General features: G+C 63.6%; 20 protein-coding genes and 1 other RNA gene. 10 read left to right on the top strand and 11 right to left on the bottom strand.

What is annotated here, in order from left to right; genetic code table 11:
- Window positions 1-40: 40 nt before the first annotated feature.
- From recR to ffs, 4 genes are all read right to left on the bottom strand, one after another.
- Complete coding sequence (recR, locus tag B0G81_RS34005) at window positions 41-637, bottom strand: recombination mediator RecR (RefSeq protein WP_106283547.1); 597 nt, start codon at window positions 635-637, stop codon at window positions 41-43.
- A 267-nt stretch (window positions 638-904) separates the two neighbouring features.
- On the bottom strand, window positions 905-1,231 hold the full coding sequence (locus B0G81_RS34000; RefSeq protein ID WP_007182071.1) for a YbaB/EbfC family nucleoid-associated protein: 327 nt from the start codon (window positions 1,229-1,231) through the stop codon (window positions 905-907).
- Window positions 1,232-1,298: 67 nt separating this feature from the next.
- Complete coding sequence (locus tag B0G81_RS33995) at window positions 1,299-3,983, bottom strand: DNA polymerase III subunit gamma/tau (protein ID WP_134141565.1); 2,685 nt, start codon at window positions 3,981-3,983, stop codon at window positions 1,299-1,301.
- 226 nt (window positions 3,984-4,209) lie between these two features.
- Window positions 4,210-4,308, bottom strand: an RNA gene (ffs, locus tag B0G81_RS33990) — signal recognition particle sRNA small type.
- 442 nt (window positions 4,309-4,750) lie between these two features.
- On the opposite strand from ffs, the gene trxA reads away from it, so the two are divergent.
- The 7 genes from trxA (at window position 4,751) to B0G81_RS33950 (ending at window position 13,700) form a co-directional block, all read left to right on the top strand.
- Window positions 4,751-5,077, top strand: a complete 327-nt coding sequence (gene trxA / locus B0G81_RS33985; RefSeq protein ID WP_006048864.1) for a thioredoxin TrxA — start codon at window positions 4,751-4,753, stop codon at window positions 5,075-5,077.
- Window positions 5,078-5,316: 239 nt separating this feature from the next.
- Entirely contained in the window at window positions 5,317-6,585 is a 1,269-nt protein-coding gene (gene rho / locus B0G81_RS33980) for a transcription termination factor Rho (RefSeq protein ID WP_006048863.1), read from the top strand.
- A 223-nt stretch (window positions 6,586-6,808) separates the two neighbouring features.
- Window positions 6,809-8,911, top strand: a complete 2,103-nt coding sequence (locus tag B0G81_RS33970; RefSeq protein ID WP_347877469.1) for an MFS transporter — start codon at window positions 6,809-6,811, stop codon at window positions 8,909-8,911.
- Between the two features lie 14 nt (window positions 8,912-8,925).
- Window positions 8,926-9,759: a M90 family metallopeptidase gene (locus tag B0G81_RS33965; protein WP_134141561.1), complete on the top strand. Its 834-nt coding sequence runs from the start codon at window positions 8,926-8,928 to the stop codon at window positions 9,757-9,759.
- Window positions 9,760-9,998: 239 nt separating this feature from the next.
- Entirely contained in the window at window positions 9,999-10,265 is a 267-nt protein-coding gene (locus tag B0G81_RS33960) for a type B 50S ribosomal protein L31 (RefSeq protein ID WP_007182076.1), read from the top strand.
- A gap of 295 nt (window positions 10,266-10,560) precedes the next feature.
- Window positions 10,561-12,318, top strand: a complete 1,758-nt coding sequence (locus tag B0G81_RS33955) for a glycosyltransferase family 39 protein (protein WP_134141559.1) — start codon at window positions 10,561-10,563, stop codon at window positions 12,316-12,318.
- A 2-nt stretch (window positions 12,319-12,320) separates the two neighbouring features.
- On the top strand, window positions 12,321-13,700 hold the full coding sequence (locus tag B0G81_RS33950) for an MATE family efflux transporter (protein WP_134141557.1): 1,380 nt from the start codon (window positions 12,321-12,323) through the stop codon (window positions 13,698-13,700).
- 190 nt (window positions 13,701-13,890) lie between these two features.
- Here B0G81_RS33950 and B0G81_RS33945 read toward each other — a convergent pair whose 3' ends face one another.
- Both B0G81_RS33945 and B0G81_RS33940 read right to left on the bottom strand, forming a co-directional pair.
- The gene (locus B0G81_RS33945) at window positions 13,891-14,340 is read right to left on the bottom strand and encodes a carboxymuconolactone decarboxylase family protein (RefSeq protein ID WP_134141555.1); all 450 of its coding nucleotides are present in this window, start codon (window positions 14,338-14,340) and stop codon (window positions 13,891-13,893) included.
- Window positions 14,292-14,786 carry a MerR family transcriptional regulator gene (locus B0G81_RS33940; protein WP_134141553.1) on the bottom strand — a complete coding sequence of 165 codons (495 nt, stop codon included), beginning with the start codon at window positions 14,784-14,786 and terminating at the stop codon, window positions 14,292-14,294. Before B0G81_RS33940 ends, B0G81_RS33945 begins: the two co-directional genes overlap by 49 nt.
- Before the next feature lie 315 nt (window positions 14,787-15,101).
- On the opposite strand from B0G81_RS33940, the gene B0G81_RS33935 reads away from it, so the two are divergent.
- Both B0G81_RS33935 and B0G81_RS33930 read left to right on the top strand, forming a co-directional pair.
- Complete coding sequence (locus B0G81_RS33935; RefSeq protein WP_134141551.1) at window positions 15,102-15,698, top strand: helix-hairpin-helix domain-containing protein; 597 nt, start codon at window positions 15,102-15,104, stop codon at window positions 15,696-15,698.
- A 218-nt stretch (window positions 15,699-15,916) separates the two neighbouring features.
- Window positions 15,917-16,348 carry a YidB family protein gene (locus B0G81_RS33930; protein WP_116116833.1) on the top strand — a complete coding sequence of 144 codons (432 nt, stop codon included), beginning with the start codon at window positions 15,917-15,919 and terminating at the stop codon, window positions 16,346-16,348.
- Window positions 16,349-16,503: 155 nt separating this feature from the next.
- Here B0G81_RS33930 and clpB read toward each other — a convergent pair whose 3' ends face one another.
- Window positions 16,504-19,101, bottom strand: coding sequence for an ATP-dependent chaperone ClpB (gene clpB, locus B0G81_RS33925; protein ID WP_106283557.1), 2,598 nt, complete (start codon window positions 19,099-19,101; stop codon window positions 16,504-16,506).
- A 119-nt stretch (window positions 19,102-19,220) separates the two neighbouring features.
- Window positions 19,221-19,721 carry an Rrf2 family transcriptional regulator gene (locus B0G81_RS33920; protein WP_134141549.1) on the bottom strand — a complete coding sequence of 167 codons (501 nt, stop codon included), beginning with the start codon at window positions 19,719-19,721 and terminating at the stop codon, window positions 19,221-19,223.
- Between the two features lie 304 nt (window positions 19,722-20,025).
- Between B0G81_RS33920 and B0G81_RS33915 the strand changes: the two genes are divergently transcribed.
- On the top strand, window positions 20,026-20,568 hold the full coding sequence (locus tag B0G81_RS33915; protein WP_134141547.1) for a group III truncated hemoglobin: 543 nt from the start codon (window positions 20,026-20,028) through the stop codon (window positions 20,566-20,568).
- Between the two features lie 156 nt (window positions 20,569-20,724).
- On the opposite strand, the gene B0G81_RS33910 is transcribed toward B0G81_RS33915, so the two are convergent.
- Genes B0G81_RS33910 through glp form a run of 3 tightly spaced genes read right to left on the bottom strand, consistent with a single transcriptional unit; the run spans window position 20,725 to window position 22,786 of the window.
- Window positions 20,725-21,201 (bottom strand): molybdenum cofactor biosynthesis protein MoaE, encoded by a 477-nt coding sequence (locus B0G81_RS33910; protein WP_134141545.1) that lies wholly within the window; start codon window positions 21,199-21,201, stop codon window positions 20,725-20,727.
- Window positions 21,202-21,253: 52 nt separating this feature from the next.
- Window positions 21,254-21,511, bottom strand: a complete 258-nt coding sequence (gene moaD / locus B0G81_RS33905) for a molybdopterin converting factor subunit 1 (protein WP_012432823.1) — start codon at window positions 21,509-21,511, stop codon at window positions 21,254-21,256.
- Window positions 21,512-21,541: 30 nt separating this feature from the next.
- Window positions 21,542-22,786 (bottom strand): gephyrin-like molybdotransferase Glp, encoded by a 1,245-nt coding sequence (glp, locus tag B0G81_RS33900; RefSeq protein ID WP_134143289.1) that lies wholly within the window; start codon window positions 22,784-22,786, stop codon window positions 21,542-21,544.
- Window positions 22,787-22,882: the final 96 nt, after the last annotated feature.

Raw genomic sequence — 22,882 nt, 5'->3', positions numbered from 1 at the left:
TCCGCGCTAACGCGCGTCGCCATACGGCGAGCCCCTTGTGCTACATCGAACGCCGGTCGAGCATGGCGCGGGCGATGGTGCCGGCGTCCACGTATTCGAGTTCGCCGCCCACCGGCACACCGCGCGCGAGACGCGTCACGGCCAAGCCGCGCGCCTTGAGCGTCTGCCCGAGGTAGTGCGCGGTCGCCTCGCCTTCGTTGGTGAAATTAGTGGCAAGCACGACTTCCTTGACCACGCCATCCGATGCGCGTTTGACCAGCCGGTCGAAATGAATCTCCTTCGGCCCAATGCCGTCGAGCGGACTCAGACGTCCCATCAGCACGAAATAGAGGCCGCGATAGGTCATGGTCTGCTCGAGCATGATCTGATCGGCAGGCGTTTCGACGACGCACAGCAAAGTGGCATCACGCTCCTCATCGAGGCAGACTTCGCAGATCTGCGCCTCGGTGAAGGTGTTGCACTTCTCGCAGTGCTTCAGATGCTCAGTGGCGAACAGCAATGAGCGGCCGAGTTTTTCGGCGCCGTCGCGATCGTGCTGCATCAGGTGGTAAGCCATGCGTTGCGCGGACTTCGGCCCGACGCCGGGCAGCGCGCGCAGCGCTTCGACGAGCGCCGACAAGGCGGAAGGTTGTTTCATGCGGATCGGCGTCGAAGTGGGTAGTGCCCGGCAATCCGGGTGGCGATGCGGTTGATACGATCGGTTTCCATCATTGCGGCGAGGGCCAGCCCGAGGGCGCACGTTGCACGCCTCAGCCGAACGAACGCCGGTCGAGTCAAGCCGGAACAAGCGCGCAGCGAGTGCAGCACCGGCGGCATATGCAGTGTATGCAACTCACACGTTCCGTTCACGCCGCGGCGACAATTGCCGCGGCGCCTGACCCGCCGCCTCGCGGCGTCGTCGCGTTCAGAACGGCAGTTTGAAGCCCGGCGGCAACGGCAGACCCGAAGTCATGCCACCCATCTTTTCCTGCGCGGTGGCTTCGGCCTTGCGCACGGCGTCGTTGAACGCGGCGGCGACCAGGTCTTCCAGCATGTCCTTGTCGTCGGCGAGCAGGCTCGGGTCGATCGATACGCGGCGCACGTCGTTCTTGCAGGTCATCGTCACCTTCACGAGACCGGCGCCCGACTGCCCCTCGACTTCGATCAGCGCGAGTTGCTCCTGCATCTTCTTCATGTTTTCCTGCATCTGCTGAGCTTGCTTCATCAGCCCGGCGAGTTGGCCTTTCATCATGGACATGCTCCTTCTTGATAGCGTGAATTTCGGAAATCGGGCGCGCTACAACGTGTTGCGCTGCGAATCAGTGGACCGACGGCGCGCCGTTCGCGCCGGCGTCCGGAGTAATCGGGCGGATCGAGCCCGGCACGATGCTCGCGCCGAACTCGCGGATCAGCGACTGCACGAACGGATCGGCGCCGATCTCGCGCTCCGCTTCCTGCTGGCGCTGCGCGCGCAAGGCGGCGTCGTGCGCGGCGGCCGTGCGGCGCGCCGGACCGACTTCGACGAGCACGTCGACAGCCTGGCCAAGCCTGTCGGCGAGCGCGGCTTTCAGTTTAGCGACCTGCGAGGCTTCCGCGTACTGCGGCACCGGCACGCTCAGTTTGAGCGTGTTGCCCTCGAGCGCCATCAGTTCGCTGTTGAACGCCAGCTGATAGGAAATGCCCTTGAGCGGCAAGTCGACGGCCAGCGCCGGCCAGTCGCCCTTGAAACCGAGCGGATCGAGGGGCACCGCGGGCGGCAGCAGCGGACGTTGATCGACCACCGGCGCCGGCGTGGACGCTGCGGACGTATTCACGCGGACATCATCCGGGCCGCTGTCGAACACGGGCATGTAGCCGTCGTCGGGCAGGCCGTAATAACCTTCGTCCGCGGCGGTGAGCGGCATGTATTCGTCGGGCGGCATGTCGTCCCACGGTGGCACCGACGCGCCGTTCTGCTCGGCGCCATGGCGCTGCGCGGGCGCTGAAGAGGCGGACGCGCGAGGCGCCGGTGCTGCCTCCTGCGGTGCGCGGCGCGGTGCGCCCGGCGTCGGCACGGGAACGACGACGCGCGGCGCGGCCGGTTTCGGCGTAGCGGGAACGGCAGGTTTTGCGGCCGCTGCTGCGCCCGCACGGCCACGGTCCGAGGACACTTTCAAACCGGCGCTGCGCAGGACGTCGAGCGCCGCGCTCGCGCCGCCTGCGCGACGCGGTGCGCTGTCGGCCGCGGGCGACGGCTCTTCCGGCGCTGCCGTGGTGGCGGCCTGCTCGGTGCGAGCGAGCGCCGCAGCCGCGGGTGCGCTTAGCGAAGTCGCGGGCGCTGAGTCGGCGAGGGACGCCACAGCGGGAACTTCGGTGGCGGCCGAACCATCGAGGCCGACGGTTACGGAAGCTTCGTTCGCCGCCGAGTCGGTAGGCGCGTCATCCCACGGTGCCAAGGCGGCGGCCGCCGTGGCCGCAGACGAGACCGGCGACGAGGATGCCGCGGCTGCCTCATCCACCGGCTGCGACTGCGCCGAATTCACGTTGTGAACAACCGGCATCGACTCGCCGACGACCGCCGGTTCCGCGCCAGGTGATTGCTCTGCTGCCTCGCCTGGACCAGAATCCGGCGACGTAGCTTGAACGCTGTTATCAGCAGGCGGCACTTCAATTGGGCTATTGGCTTGCTGCGCCGGCTGAACCGCGGCGCCCTTCTCCAATGCCGCAGCATTGCCCGGCTGCGTTTCGCGAACCGGCGCAGCGGCGTTCACGCTCGCACCACGCGAATCCGTCAACACAGCGCTTGCAGTCGCGCTCGCCGGCGCTCCCGACACACCCTGCTGCGCCGCCACGGCCGGCGCACCGGCACGTTTTGCCCCACTCGCTCCCGCCTGGCCAGACGCGCGCGCCGAACCCACGGCGCCACCGCCACCGCCCGTGGGCGCCGGTTCGAACGCGAGCATCCGCAGCAGCGTCATGGTGAAGCCGGCGTATTCGTCCGGCGCGAGACCCAGTTCGCTCCGGCCGATCGTCGCGATCTGATAAAACAGTTGCACCTGCTCGGCGCTCAAGGCTTCAGCGAAGCGGCGCAAGTCGGTCGCCTCGGGCCACTCGTCCAGCACCGACGACGGCGCGAACTGCGCCCACGCGATCCGATGCAGCAAACTCGCCAGATCCTGCAGTGCCGTGGAAAACGACAGGCTGCGCAACGCCATCTCGTCGGCGACCGATAGCACCGCGGCGCCGTCGCCGTCCGCGAGCGCGTCGAGCAGACGAATCAGATAGCTCTGGTCGAGCGCGCCGAGCATGCCGCGCACGGCTTCTTCATTGACCTGATTGGCCGAATAGGCGATCGCCTGATCGGTCAGCGAAAGCGCGTCGCGCATCGAGCCGTCGGCCGCGCGCGCGAGCAGGCGCAGCGCCTGGGCGTCGTACGGCACCTTCTCTTCGCCGAGAATATGTTCGAGATGCGAGACGATGTGGCCGGCGGGCATCTGCTTCAGATTGAACTGCAGACAGCGCGACAGCACCGTGACCGGAATCTTTTGCGGATCCGTCGTGGCAAGAATGAACTTGACGTGCGAAGGCGGTTCTTCCAGCGTCTTCAACATGGCGTTGAAGGCGTGGTTGGTCAGCATGTGCACTTCGTCGATCATATAGACCTTGAAGCGCGCATCCACCGGCGCGTAGACGGCGCGCTCCAGCAGTGCCGCCATTTCGTCGACGCCGCGATTACTCGCCGCGTCCATTTCCACATAATCGACGAAGCGCCCTTCGTCGATCTCGCGGCACGCGCGGCACACGCCGCACGGCGTGGAGGTCACGCCGGTTTCGCAGTTCAGCGCCTTGGCGAAGATGCGCGACAGCGTGGTTTTGCCGACGCCGCGCGTGCCGGTAAACAGATAGGCATGGTGCAGACGGCCGCCGTCGAGCGCGTGCGTGAGCGCGCGCACCACGTGCTCCTGTCCGACGAGCGAAGCGAAATCCTTCGGCCGCCATTTGCGTGCGAGAACTTGATAGGTCATCGGGAAATTGTATCAGTAACGATGGCGCGCAAAACCGATTCGCGACCGCTCGCGAACGCATGCCGTCACTTCATTGGAAGCGGCTAACGGACCGATAGAAAAAAATAGATGAAGCGCGCGAGAAACATCAGAATGCGTGGCTGCACGCCGCTGCGCTCAGGGTAAACAGAGATGGAATGCGTTTGCGGAAGAACCCGCGGAGAAAACAAGAACAACAGAAAAGGAAGGTGACGAGCCCGACCCTCGGCACTGGTGGAAAACGGCTGTGGCTGCTTCGTTCCCGACCTGACCAGGTTGACCATCCCTCCATGCGAGGAGGCCCGTCACGAAACATTCTATCATCGCTTGGTCCGTCGTGCGACTGTTAATACGAGCAAATCGTCAACGGCGCGCCGAATCGCTACTTGCGCACCATATAGCCGATCTCGCAGCGAGGCCGGCGAAAGCCACTTGAGTTTGGCCGGCAAGCCACCAGATAGGTTGCGTCATGGTTTGATGAATCACGGTGGCACTTCGTCGGCAGCCATTGGCCCCACTGCCCTGATGAGTACTATCGGCCCCGGCAACGCATAGCGAATTAAGCTAAACTGCCGTACGGATGACCCGCAAGCGCGAGCCTTCCGCATACTCCGAAACAGGTTCACACCTTTTCCGGCGTGTGTCGGCAAAGTTCCGGTTGCGGCAAAGCGAACGGAAGTTTCCTTAGGTTTTGACGTATCGTGGCGAGCAATTCAGGCGGGCCTCGAACCGATAGAGGTATTCATACAATGAGCGAACAAATCAAGCATATTAGCGACGCATCGTTCGAACAGGACGTCGTGAAATCCGATAAACCCGTGCTGCTCGATTTCTGGGCTGAATGGTGCGGTCCGTGCAAAATGATCGCGCCGATCCTCGACGAAGTCGCGAAGGATTACGCCGATCGTCTGCAAATCGCCAAGATCAACGTCGACGAACATCAATCGACGCCGGTCAAGTTCGGCGTGCGCGGTATCCCCACGCTGATCCTGTTCAAGAACGGCGCTGTCGCCGCGCAGAAGGTCGGCGCACTGTCGAAGTCGCAACTCACCGCGTTCCTCGACGGCAACCTGTAAAGCGGTCAGAGCAACGCGCTGCGAGGCCTCTTCGAAAGCCACGGGCGCGTTGTGTTAAGCGTGTTGTCGGGCGACAACACGCTTAACAAGAAAGATGCCATGCCGTCGCACCGACGGAAACTGGCGTGTGCTATGCTAGAATCCGCAAAACGTCGAAAAGACGTGTAAGTCCTTGAGCGGTTCCGCTCACTCTCCTCCCAGATTTCATTTCGTCGCACCTTCTCCTGCGGGTTCTCCGTATGCATTTATCCGAGCTTAAGACTCTGCACGTGTCCGAATTGATCGAGATGGCCAATGGCCTCGAGATCGAAAGTGCGAACCGCCTGCGCAAGCAGGAATTGATGTTCGCCATTCTAAAAAAACGAGCCAAAACGGGCGACACGATCTTCGGCGACGGCACGCTCGAAGTGCTGCCGGACGGCTTCGGCTTCCTGCGTTCGCCGGAAACCTCGTACCTGGCCAGCACGGACGATATTTATATCAGCCCGTCGCAAATCCGCCGCTTCAACCTGCATACGGGCGACACGATCGAAGGCGAAGTGCGTACGCCGAAAGACGGCGAACGCTATTTCGCGCTGGTGAAGGTGGACAAGGTCAACGGCCAGCCGCCGGAGGCGTCGAAGCACAAGATCATGTTCGAAAACCTGACGCCGCTGCACCCGAACAAGGTGCTGCTGCTCGAACGTGAAATGCGTGGCGAGGAAAACGTCACGGGCCGCATCATCGACATGATCGCTCCGATCGGCAAAGGCCAGCGCGGCCTGCTGGTCGCATCGCCGAAGTCGGGTAAGACCGTGATGCTTCAGCACATCGCCCACGCGATCAAGCAGAACCATCCGGATGTCGTGCTGTTCGTGCTGCTGATCGACGAACGCCCGGAAGAAGTGACCGAAATGCAGCGCTCGGTGGCGGGCGAAGTGATCGCCTCCACGTTCGACGAACCGGCCGCGCGTCACGTTCAAGTCGCCGAAATGGTGATCGAAAAAGCCAAGCGCCTCGTCGAAATGAAGAACGACGTGGTGATTCTGCTCGACTCGATCACGCGTCTCGCGCGTGCGTACAACACGGTCGTGCCGGCCTCGGGCAAGGTGCTGACGGGTGGTGTCGACGCCAACGCGCTGCAACGTCCGAAGCGCTTCTTCGGCGCGGCGCGCAATATCGAGGAAGGCGGTTCGCTGACCATCATCGGCACGGCGCTGATCGAAACCGGCAGCCGCATGGACGACGTGATCTACGAAGAATTCAAGGGCACCGGCAACATGGAAGTGCACCTGGAGCGCCGTCTTGCTGAAAAGCGCGTCTATCCGTCGATCAACCTGAACAAATCCGGCACGCGCCGCGAAGAACTGCTGATCAAGCCCGAAGTGCTGCAAAAGATCTGGGTGCTGCGCAAGTTCATTCACGACATGGACGAAGTCGAGTCGATGGAATTCCTGCTCGACAAGATCCGTCAGACGAAGAGCAATTCGGAGTTCTTCGACATGATGCGTCGTGGTGGCGGCAGCTAAGGAATTGGGCTGATCTAGCCGTCCCAATCGCAGTTTACGCATCGCATGAAAAAGCCGCTCGGCGCAAACGAGCGGCTTTTTTTCGCCCTTTGATTTGCCGCCCGCGTACGGCGCACAGGCCACGTCCGGTTTCCAACGCACCGTTCGCCCGCCGTGCCAACCTATACGTGAACGTACACGTTGAAGTACAATACAGCCGGTCCGTCATATCTGCCCCACGCCTATGTCCAAGGACTCACCCACTCTGCTGACGGTGCGCGACGCCGCCGAACGTCTCGGCGTCACCCCGCGCACGCTGAAGTACTACGAGGAACGCGGTCTCGTGTCGCCCACGCGCAGCGAAGGCCGTTACCGGCTTTACGACGAGGACGATCTGAAGCGCTTCGGCCGAATCCTGCGTTTGCGCTCGCTCGGCTTCTCGCTGCACAGCGTCACCGAAATGCTCAAGCGTCCGCTCGAATCCGTCGACGGCGGCCACCGCTATTCCACCGAATCGCTGCAGCAGATTCACGACGCCATCGAGCAGCAGGTCGCGGCGCTCGACGCGCGCATCGAAAGCGTGCGCCGCGAACTGAAGGAAGCGCAGAAACTGCGCGCGGAACTGAGCCCCGACCTCGACTACCTCAAGCGGCGCCTTGCCGGCGAGAACGGAGGCGTTGCTCGAACAGCGCCGCAACGCGCGCGCCAAGGCACGCAGCGCGACATCTTCGAAACGGGCCAAAGAACCGGACAACGCCACGCCGGGCGAGTCCACGCCGGGCGAATCCTCATGAGCACCGCATCGCCCCGCGTGTCGTTGTTCAGCGTCGAAAAACTGCGCGGCGATTTCTTCCCCTGGGTGCTGGCCGTCGTTACCGGCCTCGATTATTTCGACAATTCGATCTTCTCGTTTTTCACCAGCTATATCGCCGGCGGCATCAATGCGTCGCCCGATGAACTGGTGTGGGCGTCGAGCGCCTATGCGGTCGCGGCGGTGCTGGGCATCCTGCAACAGCAATGGTGGGTCGAACGCTTCGGCTACCGGCGCTACGTGGCCGGCTGCATGCTGCTCTATGCCGCCGGCGCCGTGGCCGCGGCGCTGTGTGAATCGTCGATCGAACTGGCGTTCGCGCGCGGCTTTCAAGGCTACTTCATCGGCCCGATGATGGGCACCTGCCGCATCCTGATCCAGATGAGTTTCAAGCCGCAGCAACGGCCGGCGGCCACCCGCGCGTTTCTCATACTGATCGTCCTGAGCAGTGCGCTGGCGCCGCTGATCGGCGGCCAGTTGGTCGGGCATTTCGACTGGCGCGCGCTGTTCGCGTGCACGGCGCCCGTGGGCGTGCTGTTCGCCGTGCTGGCCTTGCTCGCGCTGCCCGACTCCGGCAACCGTTTGCCGGAGGAACGCGGCTCGGCGCATTTCTGGCCGTACGTGCTCTTCGCGTTAGCCCAAGGCGCGCTGCAGATCGTGATGCAGCAGGTACGCTTCCAGTTGTTCAGCGCATCGCCCGGATTGATTCTGCTGAGCGTCGCCGGGATTGTCGCGCTGGGCTGGTTCGCCTATCACCAGTGGCATCATCCCGCGCCGCTCGTGCGCCTGCATGCGCTGCGCGAGAAGGTCTTCCAGGTCGGCCTCGTGCTCTACATGTTTTATTACTACATCTCGACGGTATTCAGCTATCTGATCTCGCGCTTTCTCGAGAGCGGGCTCGGCTATCCGGTCGAAAACACCGGGCAACTGGTCGGCACGACGTCGCTGATTTCGGCGAGCGCCCTGTTCGTCTATTTGCGTTACGCGAAGCTGCTGCCGCGCAAAAAATGGATCATCGTGTCCGGCTTCGCGGTCGCCGCGTTCGCCGCGGCTTTGATGACGCGCATGTCACCGGGCGCCGGCGAAGCGGCGTTGATGCTGCCGCTGCTGTCGCGCGGCTTGCTTTTGCTGTTCATCGTGCTGCCGGTCGCCAATCTGACATTCAAAATCTTCGCCATTGAAGAATTCAGCCACGGCTACCGGCTGAAAAACATCGTGCGGCAACTGACCATGTCGTTCGCGACGGCCTCCGTGATCATCGTCGAGCAACATCGCCAGGCATTGCACGAAACTCGCCTCGCGGAGTTCGTGAATCCGTACAATCCTGTGTTCCAGAACTCGCTCGCCACGCTGACGAAAGGCTTTGCCGCCGCCGGCCGCTCGCCCTCCGAGGCGCACTCGCTGGCGCTCGTGGAACTCAGCCGCAGCGTCGCGCAACAAGCCAGCTTTCTGACCTCGCTGGACGGCTTCTATTTCCTGATCGGCGTGGCGATATGCGGCGGCCTGTTTGCCGCGTGGCAAAAACAGATCGACTAGGGTTGCTTCAGGCCATGCTCTCGAAACTGACTCAATGGTTCGGCACACGCCGGCGCGAGCGCGCGCTGCGCGACTACGCGGTCGGCGATCCGCTCTGGCAAGCCACGCTCGACGGCCTGCCGTTCCTCGCGCACCTCGCCGCGCCGGACCTCATGCGTTTGCGCGAAATGACGAGCCTGTTCCTTGCGCAAAAGGAATTTTCGACCGCGCACGAACTGGAACTGACCGACGCGATGACCGTGGCGATCGCCGCCCAGGCATGTCTGCCGGTGTTGAACCTGAGCCTCGATCTGTACCGAGGCTGGGTCGGCGTGATCGTCTATCCGGGCGAATTCGTGATCCGCAAGACGGTCGAGGACGAGGACGGCGTGGTGCACGAAGTCGAACAGGACGCGAGCGGGGAAGCATGGGAAGGCGGCCCCGTGGTGCTGTCGTGGGAAGACGCGCAAATGACGGACGGCACCGACGCCTACAACGTCGTGATTCACGAATTCGCGCACAAGATCGACATGCTGAACGGCGAAGCGGACGGCCACCCGCCGCTCATGCGCCGCTGGCACGCGCCGCTCGATTCGCAGGCTTGGGCCGACGTGTTCGACCACGCTTACGACCACTTCTGCGCGAAAGTCGACGCGGTGCCGGAGCGCCGCTGGGCGCGCTTCGAGCGCGACTCGCTGATCGATCCGTACGCGGCGGATCATCCGTCGGAATTTTTTGCCGTTTGCAGCGAGGCGCTGTTCGTTCAGCCGCAGGCGTTCGAAGCCGAGTATCCGGAGTTGTATCGGCTACTTGCGCGTTATTACCGGCAGGATCCCGCGCGAGTCGGCTTGACGTTCACACCCGTCTGATGCGCAACGCCCGTCAGGCAAGGGTTGCTGCCCGGTCTGCAAGCCGGTCACCAAGCGAGCCGGACAGCCGTGAAAACGGCGCGTGCCGCTAGCAAAAAGCCGCGGCAAAAGTCGTCAAGGGACTGATTTTCTGGCATAATCGCCGTTTTTCGACCATAGGCAAGTGGCTCGCGCCTAGATGCGGTTCGTTCGAATACGGCCGCACGCGGGTTGGCTACCGCCAGATTAAAGGAAAGACCATGAAAGAAGGCATTCACCCGGATTACCGCGAAGTTCTGTTCATCGACGTGTCGAACGACTTCAAGTTTGTGACGCGCTCGACCATCCAGACGCGTGAAACCGCCGAATTCGAAGGCAAGACCTACCCGCTCGCCAAGATCGAAGTGTCGTCGGAATCGCATCCGTTCTACACCGGCCAGCAAAAGATCATGGACACGGCAGGCCGCGTCGAGAAGTTCCGCAACAAGTTCGGCTCGCGCGCTACCGGCAAGGTAGCAGCGAAGTAACACTTGGCTCGTCGCCGGCTCTGGCCGGCAGCGAAGCAGGAGCAAAAAGGGCAGCGCGAGCTGCCCTTTTTTGTCGCCCGGCTGATCATCCATCGCCAATGCGGCGGCGAAAAGCTACGAGCACGGCGCGCCACCCAAACCGTGTTACAGCTTTCCCAACCACGTTGCGAGCCGTTACCGGCCGTGACGCGCATCGCACGGCACGACTACAATGCCGGATGCTCCAAACTGGCCATTCGAGCCGGACATGCCGTCCGGTCCCGGCTGCACCGCTTATCCGATATCCACACACCGCATGAGACCTGCCGTTCGCCTCACTGCCTCAGCGACCAGTGCCTTGCCGCGCTGGCTGCTGCTGACCATCTGTATCGTCTACGCATCGTTCGGACTATTCGGCCGCGATCCGTGGAAGAACGAGGATGCAGCCGGCTTCGGCGTCATGTGGACCATGGCGAACGGCGGCGCGCACGACTGGCTGCTGCCGAATCTGGTCGGCAAATACCTCACTGAAGACGGCCCGCTCGGCTACTGGTTCGGCGCCAGCGCGATCCGCCTGCTCACGCCGTGGGTCGATGCGAGCAATGCCTCGCGCGTCTTCACGGGCCTGATGTTCTGCGCGGGCTGCGCGTTCGTCTGGTACGCCGCTTACCTGCTCGGCCGGCGCGCCGAAGTCCAGCCGTTCAAATACGCGTTCGGCGGCGAGCCGGAACCGCGCGATTACGGCCGCACGCTCGCCGACGGTGCGCTGCTGATCCTGCTTGCCTGCTTCGGCCTTGCCGAGCGCGGCCACGAAACCACGCCGCAACTCGCGCAGTTCTTCGGCATCGCGATGCTCGTGTACGGGCTCGTGCGCATGATCGACAAGCCGATTCAGGGCGCGCTGATCTGGGGGCTCGCGATCGCCCTCGTCACGCTGGCCAGCAGTCCGGTGCTGGTCGGCGCGCTGCTGCTCGGCACGCTGGCGATGACCCTGATCGTGCGCGAAACGCGCTCGCGCTGGCTGCTGCTGGCGGGTTTGCCGGTGGCGCTCGTGCTGTCCGTGGCGTGGCCCATCGCCGCGCTCGCCGCCTTCCCAGACGACGCCGTCTGGTATCTCAATCAATGGGTGCACGTCAGCTTGAGCTCGTTCGCCGGGCCACCCGGCTCGGTGGCCGGCTACGCGCTGAAAAACCTGCCGCTTTTCACGTGGCCCGCGTGGCCGTTGGCACTCTGGGCGTGGTTCAGCTGGTCGGGATTGCGGCGCGCGCCGCATGTGGCCATCCCGCTTTCGGTGATCGGACCACTGTTCGTGCTGGTCGTGCTGCAGAGCCATCAATCGAACCGGCTTTACATGCTGCTGCTGCCGCCGCTCGCGGTACTGGCCGCGTTCGCGCTGCCCACGCTCAAGCGCGGTGCGATCAACGCGATCGACTGGTTCGCGCTCCTGAGCTTCACGATTCTCGGCAGCTTCGTCTGGCTGGTTTATATCGCGGGGCTGACCGGCTTTCCGCATCCGCTCGCGCGCAATCTCGCGCGTCTCGCGCCGGGCTTCGCGCCGCAGTTCAAGATCCTGTCGTTCGCGTGCGCGGTCGCCGTGACGGTCTGCTGGTTCGTGCTGGTGCAGTGGCGGCTCGCACGCCATCCGAAAGTCTTGTGGCGCAGCGTGGTGCTCTCGAGCGCCGGCACCACCCTGATGTGGGTGTTGCTCATGACGCTGTGGCTGCCTGTGGTCAACTACAGCCGGACCTATAAGGACGTCGCCCAACAGATCGCCGCCCATCTGCCGGACGACTACACCTGCATCTCGCCGGTGCGCCTCGGCAATGCGCAAATCGCGACCTTCGCGTATTTCGGCGACATGCACTTCTCCTTCGACCAGGACTGCGACGTGATCCTGCGTCAGGATACGCAGGACTACGGCGAGCCGAGCGCGATGTCCGACTTCGTCTGGAAGCTGGTGTGGGAAGGCCGCCGTGTGGCCGACCGCGACGAACGCTTCCGCCTGTACGTGCGCATCGACCGTCCGAAGCCGCCGGTCGTCAAGCGCCGCAACTGGCACAAGAAGTCCGACTGAGCATGTTCGCCGACGTACGGAAAATCGCCGGACTCGCGTGGCCGGTGCTGATCGGGCAACTGGCGATCATCGCGTTCGGCGTGATCGACACGGCGATGGTCGGCCGCTACTCGGCTGTCGATCTGGCGGCGCTGGGCCTTGGCTCGTCGGTCTATATCTCCGTGTATATCGGCCTCACCGGCATTCTGACCGCGCTGCAACCGATTACCGCGCAACTCTACGGCGCGCGCCGCTACATCGAGATCGGCGAGGAGGTTCGCCAGGCCTTGTGGCTCGCACTCGCACTGACGGTGATCGGCTTTCTGATCCTGTTTTTCCCGGGCCCGGTGTTGCAGGTCGCGCGCGTGCCCGATGCGCTGCACGAGCGCACCGTCGCGTACCTGCGGATTCTGGCCTTCGGCTTGCCGGCCGGGCTCGCTTTTCGCGTCTACAGTTCGATCACCAATGCGGTCGGCAAACCGCGGCTCGTGATGATCCTGCAAATCGGCGCGCTGCTGCTCAAGGTGCCGCTCAACACGTGGTTCATCTTCGGCGGGTTCGGCGTGCCGGCGCTCGGCGGGCCGGGTTGCGCGCTTGCCAGCACGACGATCAACTGGGGGCTGGCCGCGCTCGGCATGTTGCTGCTGACGCGCGTCGATGTGTTCAAACCGTTCGCGATCTTCGCGCAGTTCTGCTGGCCAGTCTGGCGGCGCCAGGCGGCGCAACTGCGGCTGGGCATTCCGATGGGCCTGTCGTATCTGATCGAAGTCACCTCCTACACGTTCATGGCGCTCTTCATCGCGCGCTTCGGTACGACGACGCTCGCCGGCCATCAGATCGCCGGCAATATCGGCGCGGTGCTGTACATGACGCCATTGTCGATCGGCATCGCTTCGTCGACGCTGGTCGCGCAGGCACTAGGCGCGCATCGTCCGGCAGCGGCGCGCACGCTGTCGCGTCACGGCATCGTGATGGCGATGGCGATCGCCTGCTGTTACGGCGCGGTCGTGCTGGTGCTGCGGCCGTACATCATCGAAGGCTATACGCCGAATGCGCAAGTCGTCGCGGCGGCGTCGCCGCTGGTGCTGATCGTCGTGTGCTATCACCTGTTCGATGCGTTGCAGATCACCACCGCGTTCGTGCTGCGCGCCTACAAAGTGGCGGTTGTGCCGACCGTGATCTACGCGGTGGCGCTGTGGGGTGTGGGGCTCGGTGGCGGCTATGTGCTCGGCTTCAACGTGACCGGCGGCACGCCGGAATGGCTGACCGGCGCGCGCGGCTTCTGGGTAGCGAATACCGCGAGTCTCGCGATTGCGGGCATCGGCTTGCTGATGTACTGGCGGGTGGTGAGCAAGCGCTATTTGCATGCCGAGGCGGCGCTTCGGGTCGATTCGGCGGCTTGACGGGGCTGCTGCCCAGCGGCGAAATGCGCGGGTTTCCCGCTGGTGAACTGCAGTTTGGTCTCCACCCACCGTCCCGTTGTCGTGGGGATCGTCAATAACAGACCGTTAGTTGCGTTAGCATCACAATTAAAAAGCGGCCACGCAATGCAGCCGCCCGCCCTACCTTGCTGTCGCCCTTGCCTCGCGGATATCAACCCGCGTGTGCTTGCTCCTCCAGCACCTGCGCCCCGTTAGCCGCTTGCGCACCATTCACCGCCTGGTCATGGCGCTCGAAAATCTCGCGCGCGGCGAACAACGCATTCAGCGCCGCCGGAAAGCCCGCATACAGCGCCATCTGCATGAACACCTCGACGATCTCCTCGCGCGTGCAGCCGACGTTCAACGCCGCCTCGATATGCACCTTCAACTGCGGCTGCGCGCAACCGAGCGTGGCCAGCGATGCGATCGTGGCAATCTCACGCGCGCGCAAATCGAGTTGCGGCCGGCTGTAAATATCGCCGAAGCCGAATTCGATCAGCAGACGGCCGAAATCCGGCGCGATCGGCGCCAGCGCGGCGATCACCTGTTCGCCGGCCGAGCCGTCAATCTGCTTCAGTTTGTCCCAGCCTCGGGTGTAGCGGTCGTTGTGTGCGTGGTCCATGGTGAGTCCTCTTCCGAATGTGAGTGCGCCTGGGTTTCGTCGGTCTGTCCTGTCGAATGCTCCGCGGCGGGTGCGCGCCCAGCCGCTTCGTAGTACGCGATCTTGTCGACGATCGCGCCGAGGTTGCTCTGCAACTCGGCGATCCGCGCCAAAACCGCATCCCGATGCGCCACCAGCAGATCGCGGCGTGCGCCCACCGTAGGCTGCCCTTGTGCGCGCAAGGCGGCGAACGCCTGCATGCCGGCGATCGGCATGCCGGTCGCCTTCAGGCGCATCAGGAACCGCAGCCAGTCGAGATCAGCCGGCGAATACAGCCGATGCCCCGCCTGCGTGCGGCCGACGGCGCGAATCAGCCCGGCCTGCTCGTAGTAGCGCAGCGTATGCGTCGAAACGCCGATCGTTTCAGCGACCTGCCCGATGGTGAGTGCTTTCGAGATATTCGACATGACGGAACTCAGGTTAGGACTTCGAGTGCACTCTAAGTCAAGTGCTGTCATTTGTCCGCGCTGTCATTTTTTACGGCGTGAGGTTTTGATCGATAAGCTCACAACAGCCTAATAACGAGGCAAAAGGTTTAAATCTTGTTCACACTGATTTACTTGTCGTAAATCGATCGGTATAAATCGTCCGCGTTCGCAAATAAGGGCGCGCAATTTGTTCTATGCTTAAGCGCAGCGAAAGCTGACAGGCTGCTGTCGTCCGAGCTTTGTACGGGTCGTCCCTTCGCGGCTAACTTTTTTGCCCACAATGGAGTGCTTGCCATGCTGAAGAAGCTTTTAATGCTTTGCCTTGCTTTGGCTTTGTCGCTGTCGGCCGGATTTGCGGCGGCCGTCGAAGTAAATTCCGCCGATCAGGCGGCGCTCGAATCGGTCAAGGGTATCGGCCCGGTGCATGCGAAAGCGATCATTGACGAACGCACGAAGAATGGCCCGTTCAAGGACGCCGACGATCTCGCCACGCGCGTCAAGGGCATCGGCACGAAATCGGTGACCAATCTCGAAGCGGCCGGCCTGACGATCAACGGTTCGTCCACACCGCCGAGCGGCGCCAAGCCCGCCGCGAAGCCGGGCAGCACGGCCACGACGAAGGCAGCGCCAGCCGCCGCGCCTGCGGCCACGACCGCGGCGCCAGCCACGGCTGCGACCACGACGCCGGCAGCGCCCGCGGAGGCTTCCGGCGCGAAGGCATCGAAGTCGAAGAAGAAGAGCAAGGCTGCGGCGTCCGACGCGGCGGAGGCATCCGCGCCGGCCGCCACGGCCGCGGCGGCGCCGGCCAGTGCCTCCGACAGCAAGGCTTCGAAGAAGAAAGCTAAGAAGAGCAAGGCCGCATCGGCTGCGGCGGCCTCGGGCGGCGCCTGACAGCACGGAAAGAGGACCGGACAGAATCACACGGAGTACGAAACAGGATCAGGCAGCGGCAGCGCAACGTCCTAAGGGTTATGCGCGTGGCGGCCACACCAATGCACCGTCGGCGCCGTCTCGCCGCCGCCCGCCTTCCTTCCACAGCGCCGCGCAACCGCGCGGCGTTTTCACCCGCTGACCCGTCGAGCACGTGTCGGCATTCAAGAGAGACTGTCATGAGCCTACTCGACACACTCGGTTCCCTGGTTGGCAAATCCCCCGAAGGCGGTGGTGGCCAGCAAGCCCTGATCGCGGCTGCGCTCGAATTCGTCAACAGCCAGCCGGGCGGCCTGAACGGCCTGATCGACCGCTTCAAGGAAAAAGGTCTCGGCGACGTCGTGACGTCGTGGGTCAGCAATGGCGAAAACCAGCCGATCGCGCCCGACGCGCTGCACAGCGTGCTCGGCTCGGAAACCGTCACCAACCTCGCGGCGAAGGCCGGCGTGCAACCGGATCAGGTCACCGGACTGCTGTCGCAGATTCTGCCGCATGTCGTCAATGCGGCCACGCCGGAAGGCGAAGTGCCGGCTGAGGGCAAGCTGAACGCCACGACCGTGCTCGGCGCGCTGGGCGGCTTGTCGGCGTTGTTCGGCAAAGGCAACGCGTAACGACACGGGCGGCCTCAGCTGCCCACATGCCCGCTTGCAGCGCAATCAGCGGGCAAAAAAAACGGCAACGAAGTCACCTTCGTTGCCGTTTTTTTACATCGTCAGGAACGGCTCGACCGCCGCCGCTCCGTCTCTCCGAAGCGAACGCGTTTCGCTTAATGCACGACGCGTTCGAATACCAGCTTGCCCTCTTCCAGTTCGACCGGAATCACGTCCTTCGGACCGAACTTGCCGGCCAGAATCAGCTTGGCGACCGGGTTCTCGATCTCCTGCTGGATCGCGCGCTTCAACGGCCGCGCGCCGAACAGCGGATCGTAGCCGACCTTGCCGACATGCTCGAGCGCCGAATCCGACACCACCAGTTGCATATCGAGCTTGGCCAGCCGCTCGTGCAGACGCTGCAACTGGATCCGCGCGATCGACTGGATATTCGAGCGGTCGAGCGCATGGAACACGACGACGTCGTCGATCCGGTTCAGGAACTCGGGCCTGAAGTGCAGCTTCACTTCTTCCCAGACCGCGTCCTTCACCGCGTCCTGCGGCTCGCCGACCATCGACTGGATCACTTGCGAACCGAGGTTCGACGTCATCACGATCACCGTGTTCTTGAAGTCCACGGTGCGGCCCTGTCCGTCGGTCATGCGGCCGTCGTCGAGCACTTGCAGCAGCACGTTGAACACGTCCGGGTGCGCCTTCTCGATTTCGTCGAGCAGGATCACGCTATACGGCTTGCGACGCACGGCTTCGGTCAGATAACCGCCTTCTTCATAGCCCACGTATCCCGGCGGCGCACCGATCAGACGCGCGACGCTGTGCTTCTCCATGAACTCGCTCATGTCGATACGGATCAGATGATCTTCCGAATCGAACAGGAACGACGCCAGGGCTTTGCACAACTCCGTCTTGCCCACCCCGGTCGGACCGAGGAACAGGAACGAACCATACGGCCGGTTCGGATCCGACAGACCCGCACGCGAACGGCGGATCGCATCGGCGACCGCGCTGATCGCCTCGTCCTGACCGACCACGCGCGCATGCAGTTTCTCTTCGATCTGCAGCAGCTTTTCGCGCTCGCCCTGCATCATGCGCGACACCGGAATGCCGGTGGAACGCGACACGACTTCAGCGATTTCCTCCGCCCCGACCTGCGTGCGCAAGAGGCGCGGACGGGTCGGATTGTTCTGCTCGCTCGCCTCGGCCTTGGTCACTTCCTTCAACTGCGCTTCGAGCCCCGGCAGTTTGCCGTACTGCAACTCGGCGACCTTCTCCAGCTTGCCTTCGCGTTGCAGGCGCGTAATTTCCGCACGCGTCTTTTCGATCTCTTCCTTCAATTGCGCGCTGCCCTGCACCGCAGCTTTTTCCGCGGTCCAGATTTCTTCGAGGTCCGAATATTCGCGATTCAGCCGCTCGATTTCTTCCTCGATCAGTTGCAGACGCTTTTGCGACGCTTCGTCTTTTTCCTTCTTGACGGCTTCGCGCTCGATCTTCAACTGGATCAACCGACGGTCGAGCCGATCCATTTCTTCCGGCTTCGAGTCGATTTCCATCTTGATCTTCGAAGCGGCTTCGTCGATCAGGTCGATCGCCTTGTCCGGCAGGAAACGGTCCGTGATGTAGCGATGCGACAGTTCCGCTGCGGCCACGATGGCGGGGTCGGTGATATCGACGCCATGATGCAGCTCATACTTTTCCTGCAGACCGCGCAGGATCGCGATAGTCGCTTCGACCGACGGTTCGTCGACCAGCACCTTCTGGAAGCGGCGTTCGAGCGCGGCATCCTTTTCGATGTACTTGCGATACTCGTCCAGCGTGGTCGCGCCGACGCAATGCAGTTCGCCGCGCGAGAGCGCCGGCTTGAGCATGTTGCCCGCGTCCATCGCGCCTTCAGCCTTGCCCGCGCCGACCATGGTGTGAATTTCGTCGATGAAGACGATGGTCTGCCCTTCGTCTTTCGCGATGTCGCTCAGCACGGCTTTCAGGCGTTCTTCGAACTCGCCACGATACTTGGCGCCGGCCAGCAGGGCCGCCATATCGAGCGACAGCACGCGCTTGCCCTTGAGCGTTTCCGGCACTTCGCCGTTGACGATACGCTGCGCCAGACCTTCGACGATCGCGGTCTTGCCCACGCCCGGTTCGCCGATCAGCACGGGGTTGTTCTTGGTGCGCCGTTGCAGGATCTGGATCGAACGACGGATCTCGTCGTCACGGCCGATCACCGGATCGAGCTTGCCGGCCCGCGCGCGCTCGGTGAGATCGATGGTGTATTTCTTCAGCGCTTCACGCTGGCTTTCGGCGTCCTGGCTATGCACCTGCGAGCCGCCGCGCACCGCGACGATCGCGCTTTCCAGCGACTTGCGCGACAAGCCGTGCTGACGCGCGAGACGCCCGGCCTCGCCTTTGTCGTCCGCAACCGCGAGCAGGAACATCTCGCTCGCGATGAACGTATCGTTGAGCTTCTGGGCTTCCTTGTCGGCTTGATTCAGCAGACCGGTCAGCTCGCGGCCGATCTGCACGTTGCCGTCCGTGCCCTGCACTTGCGGCAGACGCGTCATGGCGTCGCCGAGCGCCGTTTGCAGCGCCTGCACATGCACGCCGGCACGCGAGAGCAGCGAGCGCGCCGAACCATCCTGCTGGGCGACGAGAGCCGACAGGACGTGAACCGGTTCGATGTATTGATTGTCGTGGCCGACGGCCAGACTCTGGGCATCCGCCAGGGCTTCCTGGAATTTAGTGGTGAGCTTGTCGATTCTCATCAAGAGACCTCCAATTTTCGATTACCACCAAAATGAGGCGTTTTATCCAGGTTTCAAGCGTTTTTTTGCCCCAAGCGACAACTATTTAACATTTGACGCGCGAGAAATGCCTGGCGCATTCATGCCGCCGACGCCGCGTCGCCGTTGGCCGGCGAGACCGGCGTGATCGGAATCACGTTGCTCAAGCCGAGCAGCGCGGCCAGCGGGCCGTGCGGCTGCGCCATCTCGCCAATGGTATGGCGATCGAGCTCGGCGAGGAAGGCATTGCGCGCCGCCTCGAGCGCGCCGCGCAAACGGCATTGCGCCGTAATGACGCAGCCCCGGCTCTCGCCGCGCTGGTCCGGAAAGCAACCGACCAGCGCAAAGTCGCTCTCCGTCGCGCGCACGATTTCGCCGACCGTCAGCGCATTCGTCTGCTCCGCGAGCCGCAGGCCGCCGTTGCGGCCGCGCACGGTCTCGACACAGCCGAGTTCGCCGAGCTGCTGCACGACCTTCATCAAATGGTTCTTGGAAATGCCGTACGCGTCGGAAATGTCCTGGATGGTCGACAACCCTTCGCCACGAACGGCGAGGTACAGCAGGACACGTAGTGAGTAATCCGTATAGTCGGTCAGTCTCATGGGTGCAGGTAGTGCAATGAGCGCAAGCCGCGATCCGGGGGATAACCGCGTCGATGCGAGGGTTGCCGTGGGCCGTCGCTTCGCCCTAAGATGCAGGCGCCACGCATATTTTCCAGTTCTGCGCAGACAGGCGGAGTGCGTGAATCGGCATTAATGGTAACGTTTCCTGCCTGGGGCATTCTTACGAAAAGCGGGGTATTCGCATCCTACTTCCGCACGTTCGGGCTCCATTTGAGGCTATTTCCGACGCTGTGCGGCGCCATGTGGCGATATGCAGTGAATCGCTGCATTTTTTGGAATCTGCATGAACCCGTCTTTCCCTGCCGCGCCAGTGGTCGAGCGCGCCGCCGAGCCCACCGAGGCGAATATCCGCGATCTCGTCTACGGCTTCTACGACCGCGTGCGAGCCGACACGCTGCTCGGCCCGATATTCGACGCGAAACTGGCGGGCCGCTGGGACGACCATCTGCCCAAGATGTGCACCTTCTGGGGCAGCCTCGTGCTGGGCGCGAAGCAATACCGCGGCAACGTGCAGCAGGCGCACCAGCCGCTCGAGGGAGTCGAGCCACAGCACTTCAGCCGCTGGCTGTATCTGTTTCTGGATACGGTCGAATCGCGTTATCAGCCGGCTGCGGCGGTGCGCTTCATGGAACCGGCGCTGCGTATCGCGCAGAGTCTGCAACTGAGCCGTTTCGGCTGGGACTACAAGATTCCGGAGGAACAACAGGCGCTGCTGGACCGCATCGCGCCAAAACGGCATCCGTGCGACGGCGAGAATGGCCACGCGGCGCGGCCGCCCGGCGAGCCGTTTCCGACACGAATCGTCGGCCGGACGCCGGACGAGTGAGCCAGCCCGGTTCAGGTTGATAAGCCGCTTTGAAACGGTACGGCGGCACGAAGTAACCGTGGCGAGCGTCGTCCCAGACTTAGGAGCGCTTCAGATCGGCGTGAGATGCGCCAGGACGCTTTCTGACTCGCCAGCTCCCATGCCCAAACCCGCGCCCTATTCCGTCGTTCGATTGTCCGATTCGATGCCCCAGCGCGCGAGCGCCGCGTCGTCGGTAACACGGGCATCGACCCAGCGCTCGCCGGCTTCAGTCTTCTCTTTTTTCCAGAACGGCGCCTGGGTCTTCAGATAATCCATCACGAATTCGCACGATGCGAAGGCTTCCCCCCGATGCATCGCCGTGGTCGCCACCAGCACGATCTGGTCGAGCGGAGACAGCTTGCCGACCCGATGCACGATCGACACCTCGATGCCCGGCCAGCGCTCGCGCGCGCTCACGACGATCGCTTCCAGCGACTTCTCCGTCATGCCGGGATAGTGTTCGAGCTCCATCGTTTCGACGGTGTTGCCGTCGTTCAGATCGCGCACGGTGCCGACGAAGCAGGCCACCGCGCCGATCTTCGGATTGCGCGCGCGCAATGCGGCGACCTCGGCGGTGAGGTCGAAGTCTTCCGTCTGGACGCGAACGGGCATCTAAGGCTCCTATGCGGTTTAGTGGCGTTGTGGCGTTGTGGCGTTTTTTGGTTCAGCCGCCGGTGACAGGCGGAAAAAACGCAACTTCGCAGCCTTCGGTAACGCGCGTCCCGGCGCCGGTCATCACGTGGTTGCAAGCCATGCGCAGCGCGCGGCCTTCCGCCAGCGTGTCGGCCCAGATGCCGCCGCGCACGCGCAGCCACGCGCGCACATCGCCGACGGTCGCGATGCCGTCGGGCAGATCGACGGTTTCGTCGGCCAGGTCGAGCGCTTCACGCACGCTCGCAAAATATCGGAGTTGAATCTTCATCGGGATGCCGCCGGCGGTGGCCGGCCTCGCTCAGTTCAGCAATTCGGAAAAAGGGATGAAGCGCACGGTCTCGCCGGCGCTGATCGCATGATTCGGCGGATTGTCGATCAGGCCGTCGCCCCACACTGTCGACGTCAGCACGGCCGAACTCTGGTTCGGAAACAGATCGAGGCCGCCGGCCGGGTTGATGCGCGCGCGCAGGAATTCGTTGCGGCGGTCGGCCTTGCTCTGCGTGAAATCCGCCCGCAGCGACAGCGCGCGCGGCGCGACCGTCTGCACGCCGGCCAGGCTCAGAATGAACGGCCGCACGAACAGCAGGAAGGTGGCGAAGCTGGACACGGGATTGCCCGGCAAACCGATAAAAAAGGTTTCAGCCGAAACCGAGGACTCCGACGCAGCCTGGCCACGCTGCGCCGCACGGCGCACCGCGCCGAACGCGAGCGGCTTGCCCGGCTTCATCGCGATCTGCCACATCGCGAGCCGCCCTTCCGCTTCCACCGCAGGCTTCACGTGATCCTCCTCGCCCACCGACACGCCGCCGCAGGTCAGGATCAGGTCGTGCGCCTCGGCGGCTTCGCGCAGTGTCGCGCGCGTTGCGTCGAGCTTGTCCGCCACGATGCCGTAGTCGGTGACTTCACAGCCGAGCTTCTCCAGCAGGCCGCGCAATGTGAAACGGTTCGAGTTGTAGATCGCGCCCGGCTTCAGCGGCTCGCCAGGCATGGTCAGTTCGTCGCCCGTGAAGAACACGGCAACCTTGACGCGCCGCCGCACCGCGAGCTCGGCGCAGCCGACCGAGGCGGCCAGTCCCAGCGCCTGCGGCGTTAGCCGCGTGCCCGCCGGAAGAATCACCGAGCCGCTGCGGATATCCGCGCCCTGCGCCGTGATCCATTCGCCCGGTTGCGGACTGTGCAGGATGGTGACGTCCGCGCCGGCGGCTTCGGTCTGCTCCTGCATCACGATCGCGTCGGCGCCGGGCGGCACCGTGGCGCCGGTGAAGATGCGCGCGGCCGTGCCGGGCTTCAGCGGCTCCGGTGCGTGACCGGCGGGAATCCGCTGCGAGACCGGCAAACGGCTGTTGCCCTGCGCCGCCAGGTCCACCGTGCGGATCGCGTAGCCGTCCATTGAACTGGTGTTCATCGGTGGGACGTCGAGCGGCGACGTGACGTCGGCCGCGAGCACGCGGTTCAGCGCTTCCAGCGTGGGGATCGACTCCGTGCCGGCAATCGGGCTCGCTGCGCTCAGGAGAGTCGCCAGGGCTTCGGCGGTGGCGAGCATCGGCGCGCGGGGCGTGGGTGTGGACATCTCTGATCTCAGGGCCGCTGACTAAAAGAATATTGTAGCGGTCGAAGTCGATAGCCTGGGCAGCCCGGC

The organism is Paraburkholderia sp. BL6665CI2N2 (assembly GCF_004366535.1).
In the GTDB taxonomy this organism is placed as follows: Bacteria; Pseudomonadota; Gammaproteobacteria; order Burkholderiales; family Burkholderiaceae; genus Paraburkholderia.
Note: the sequence above shows the minus strand (reverse complement) of the source record. Positions and strands in the feature narration are given on the sequence as shown.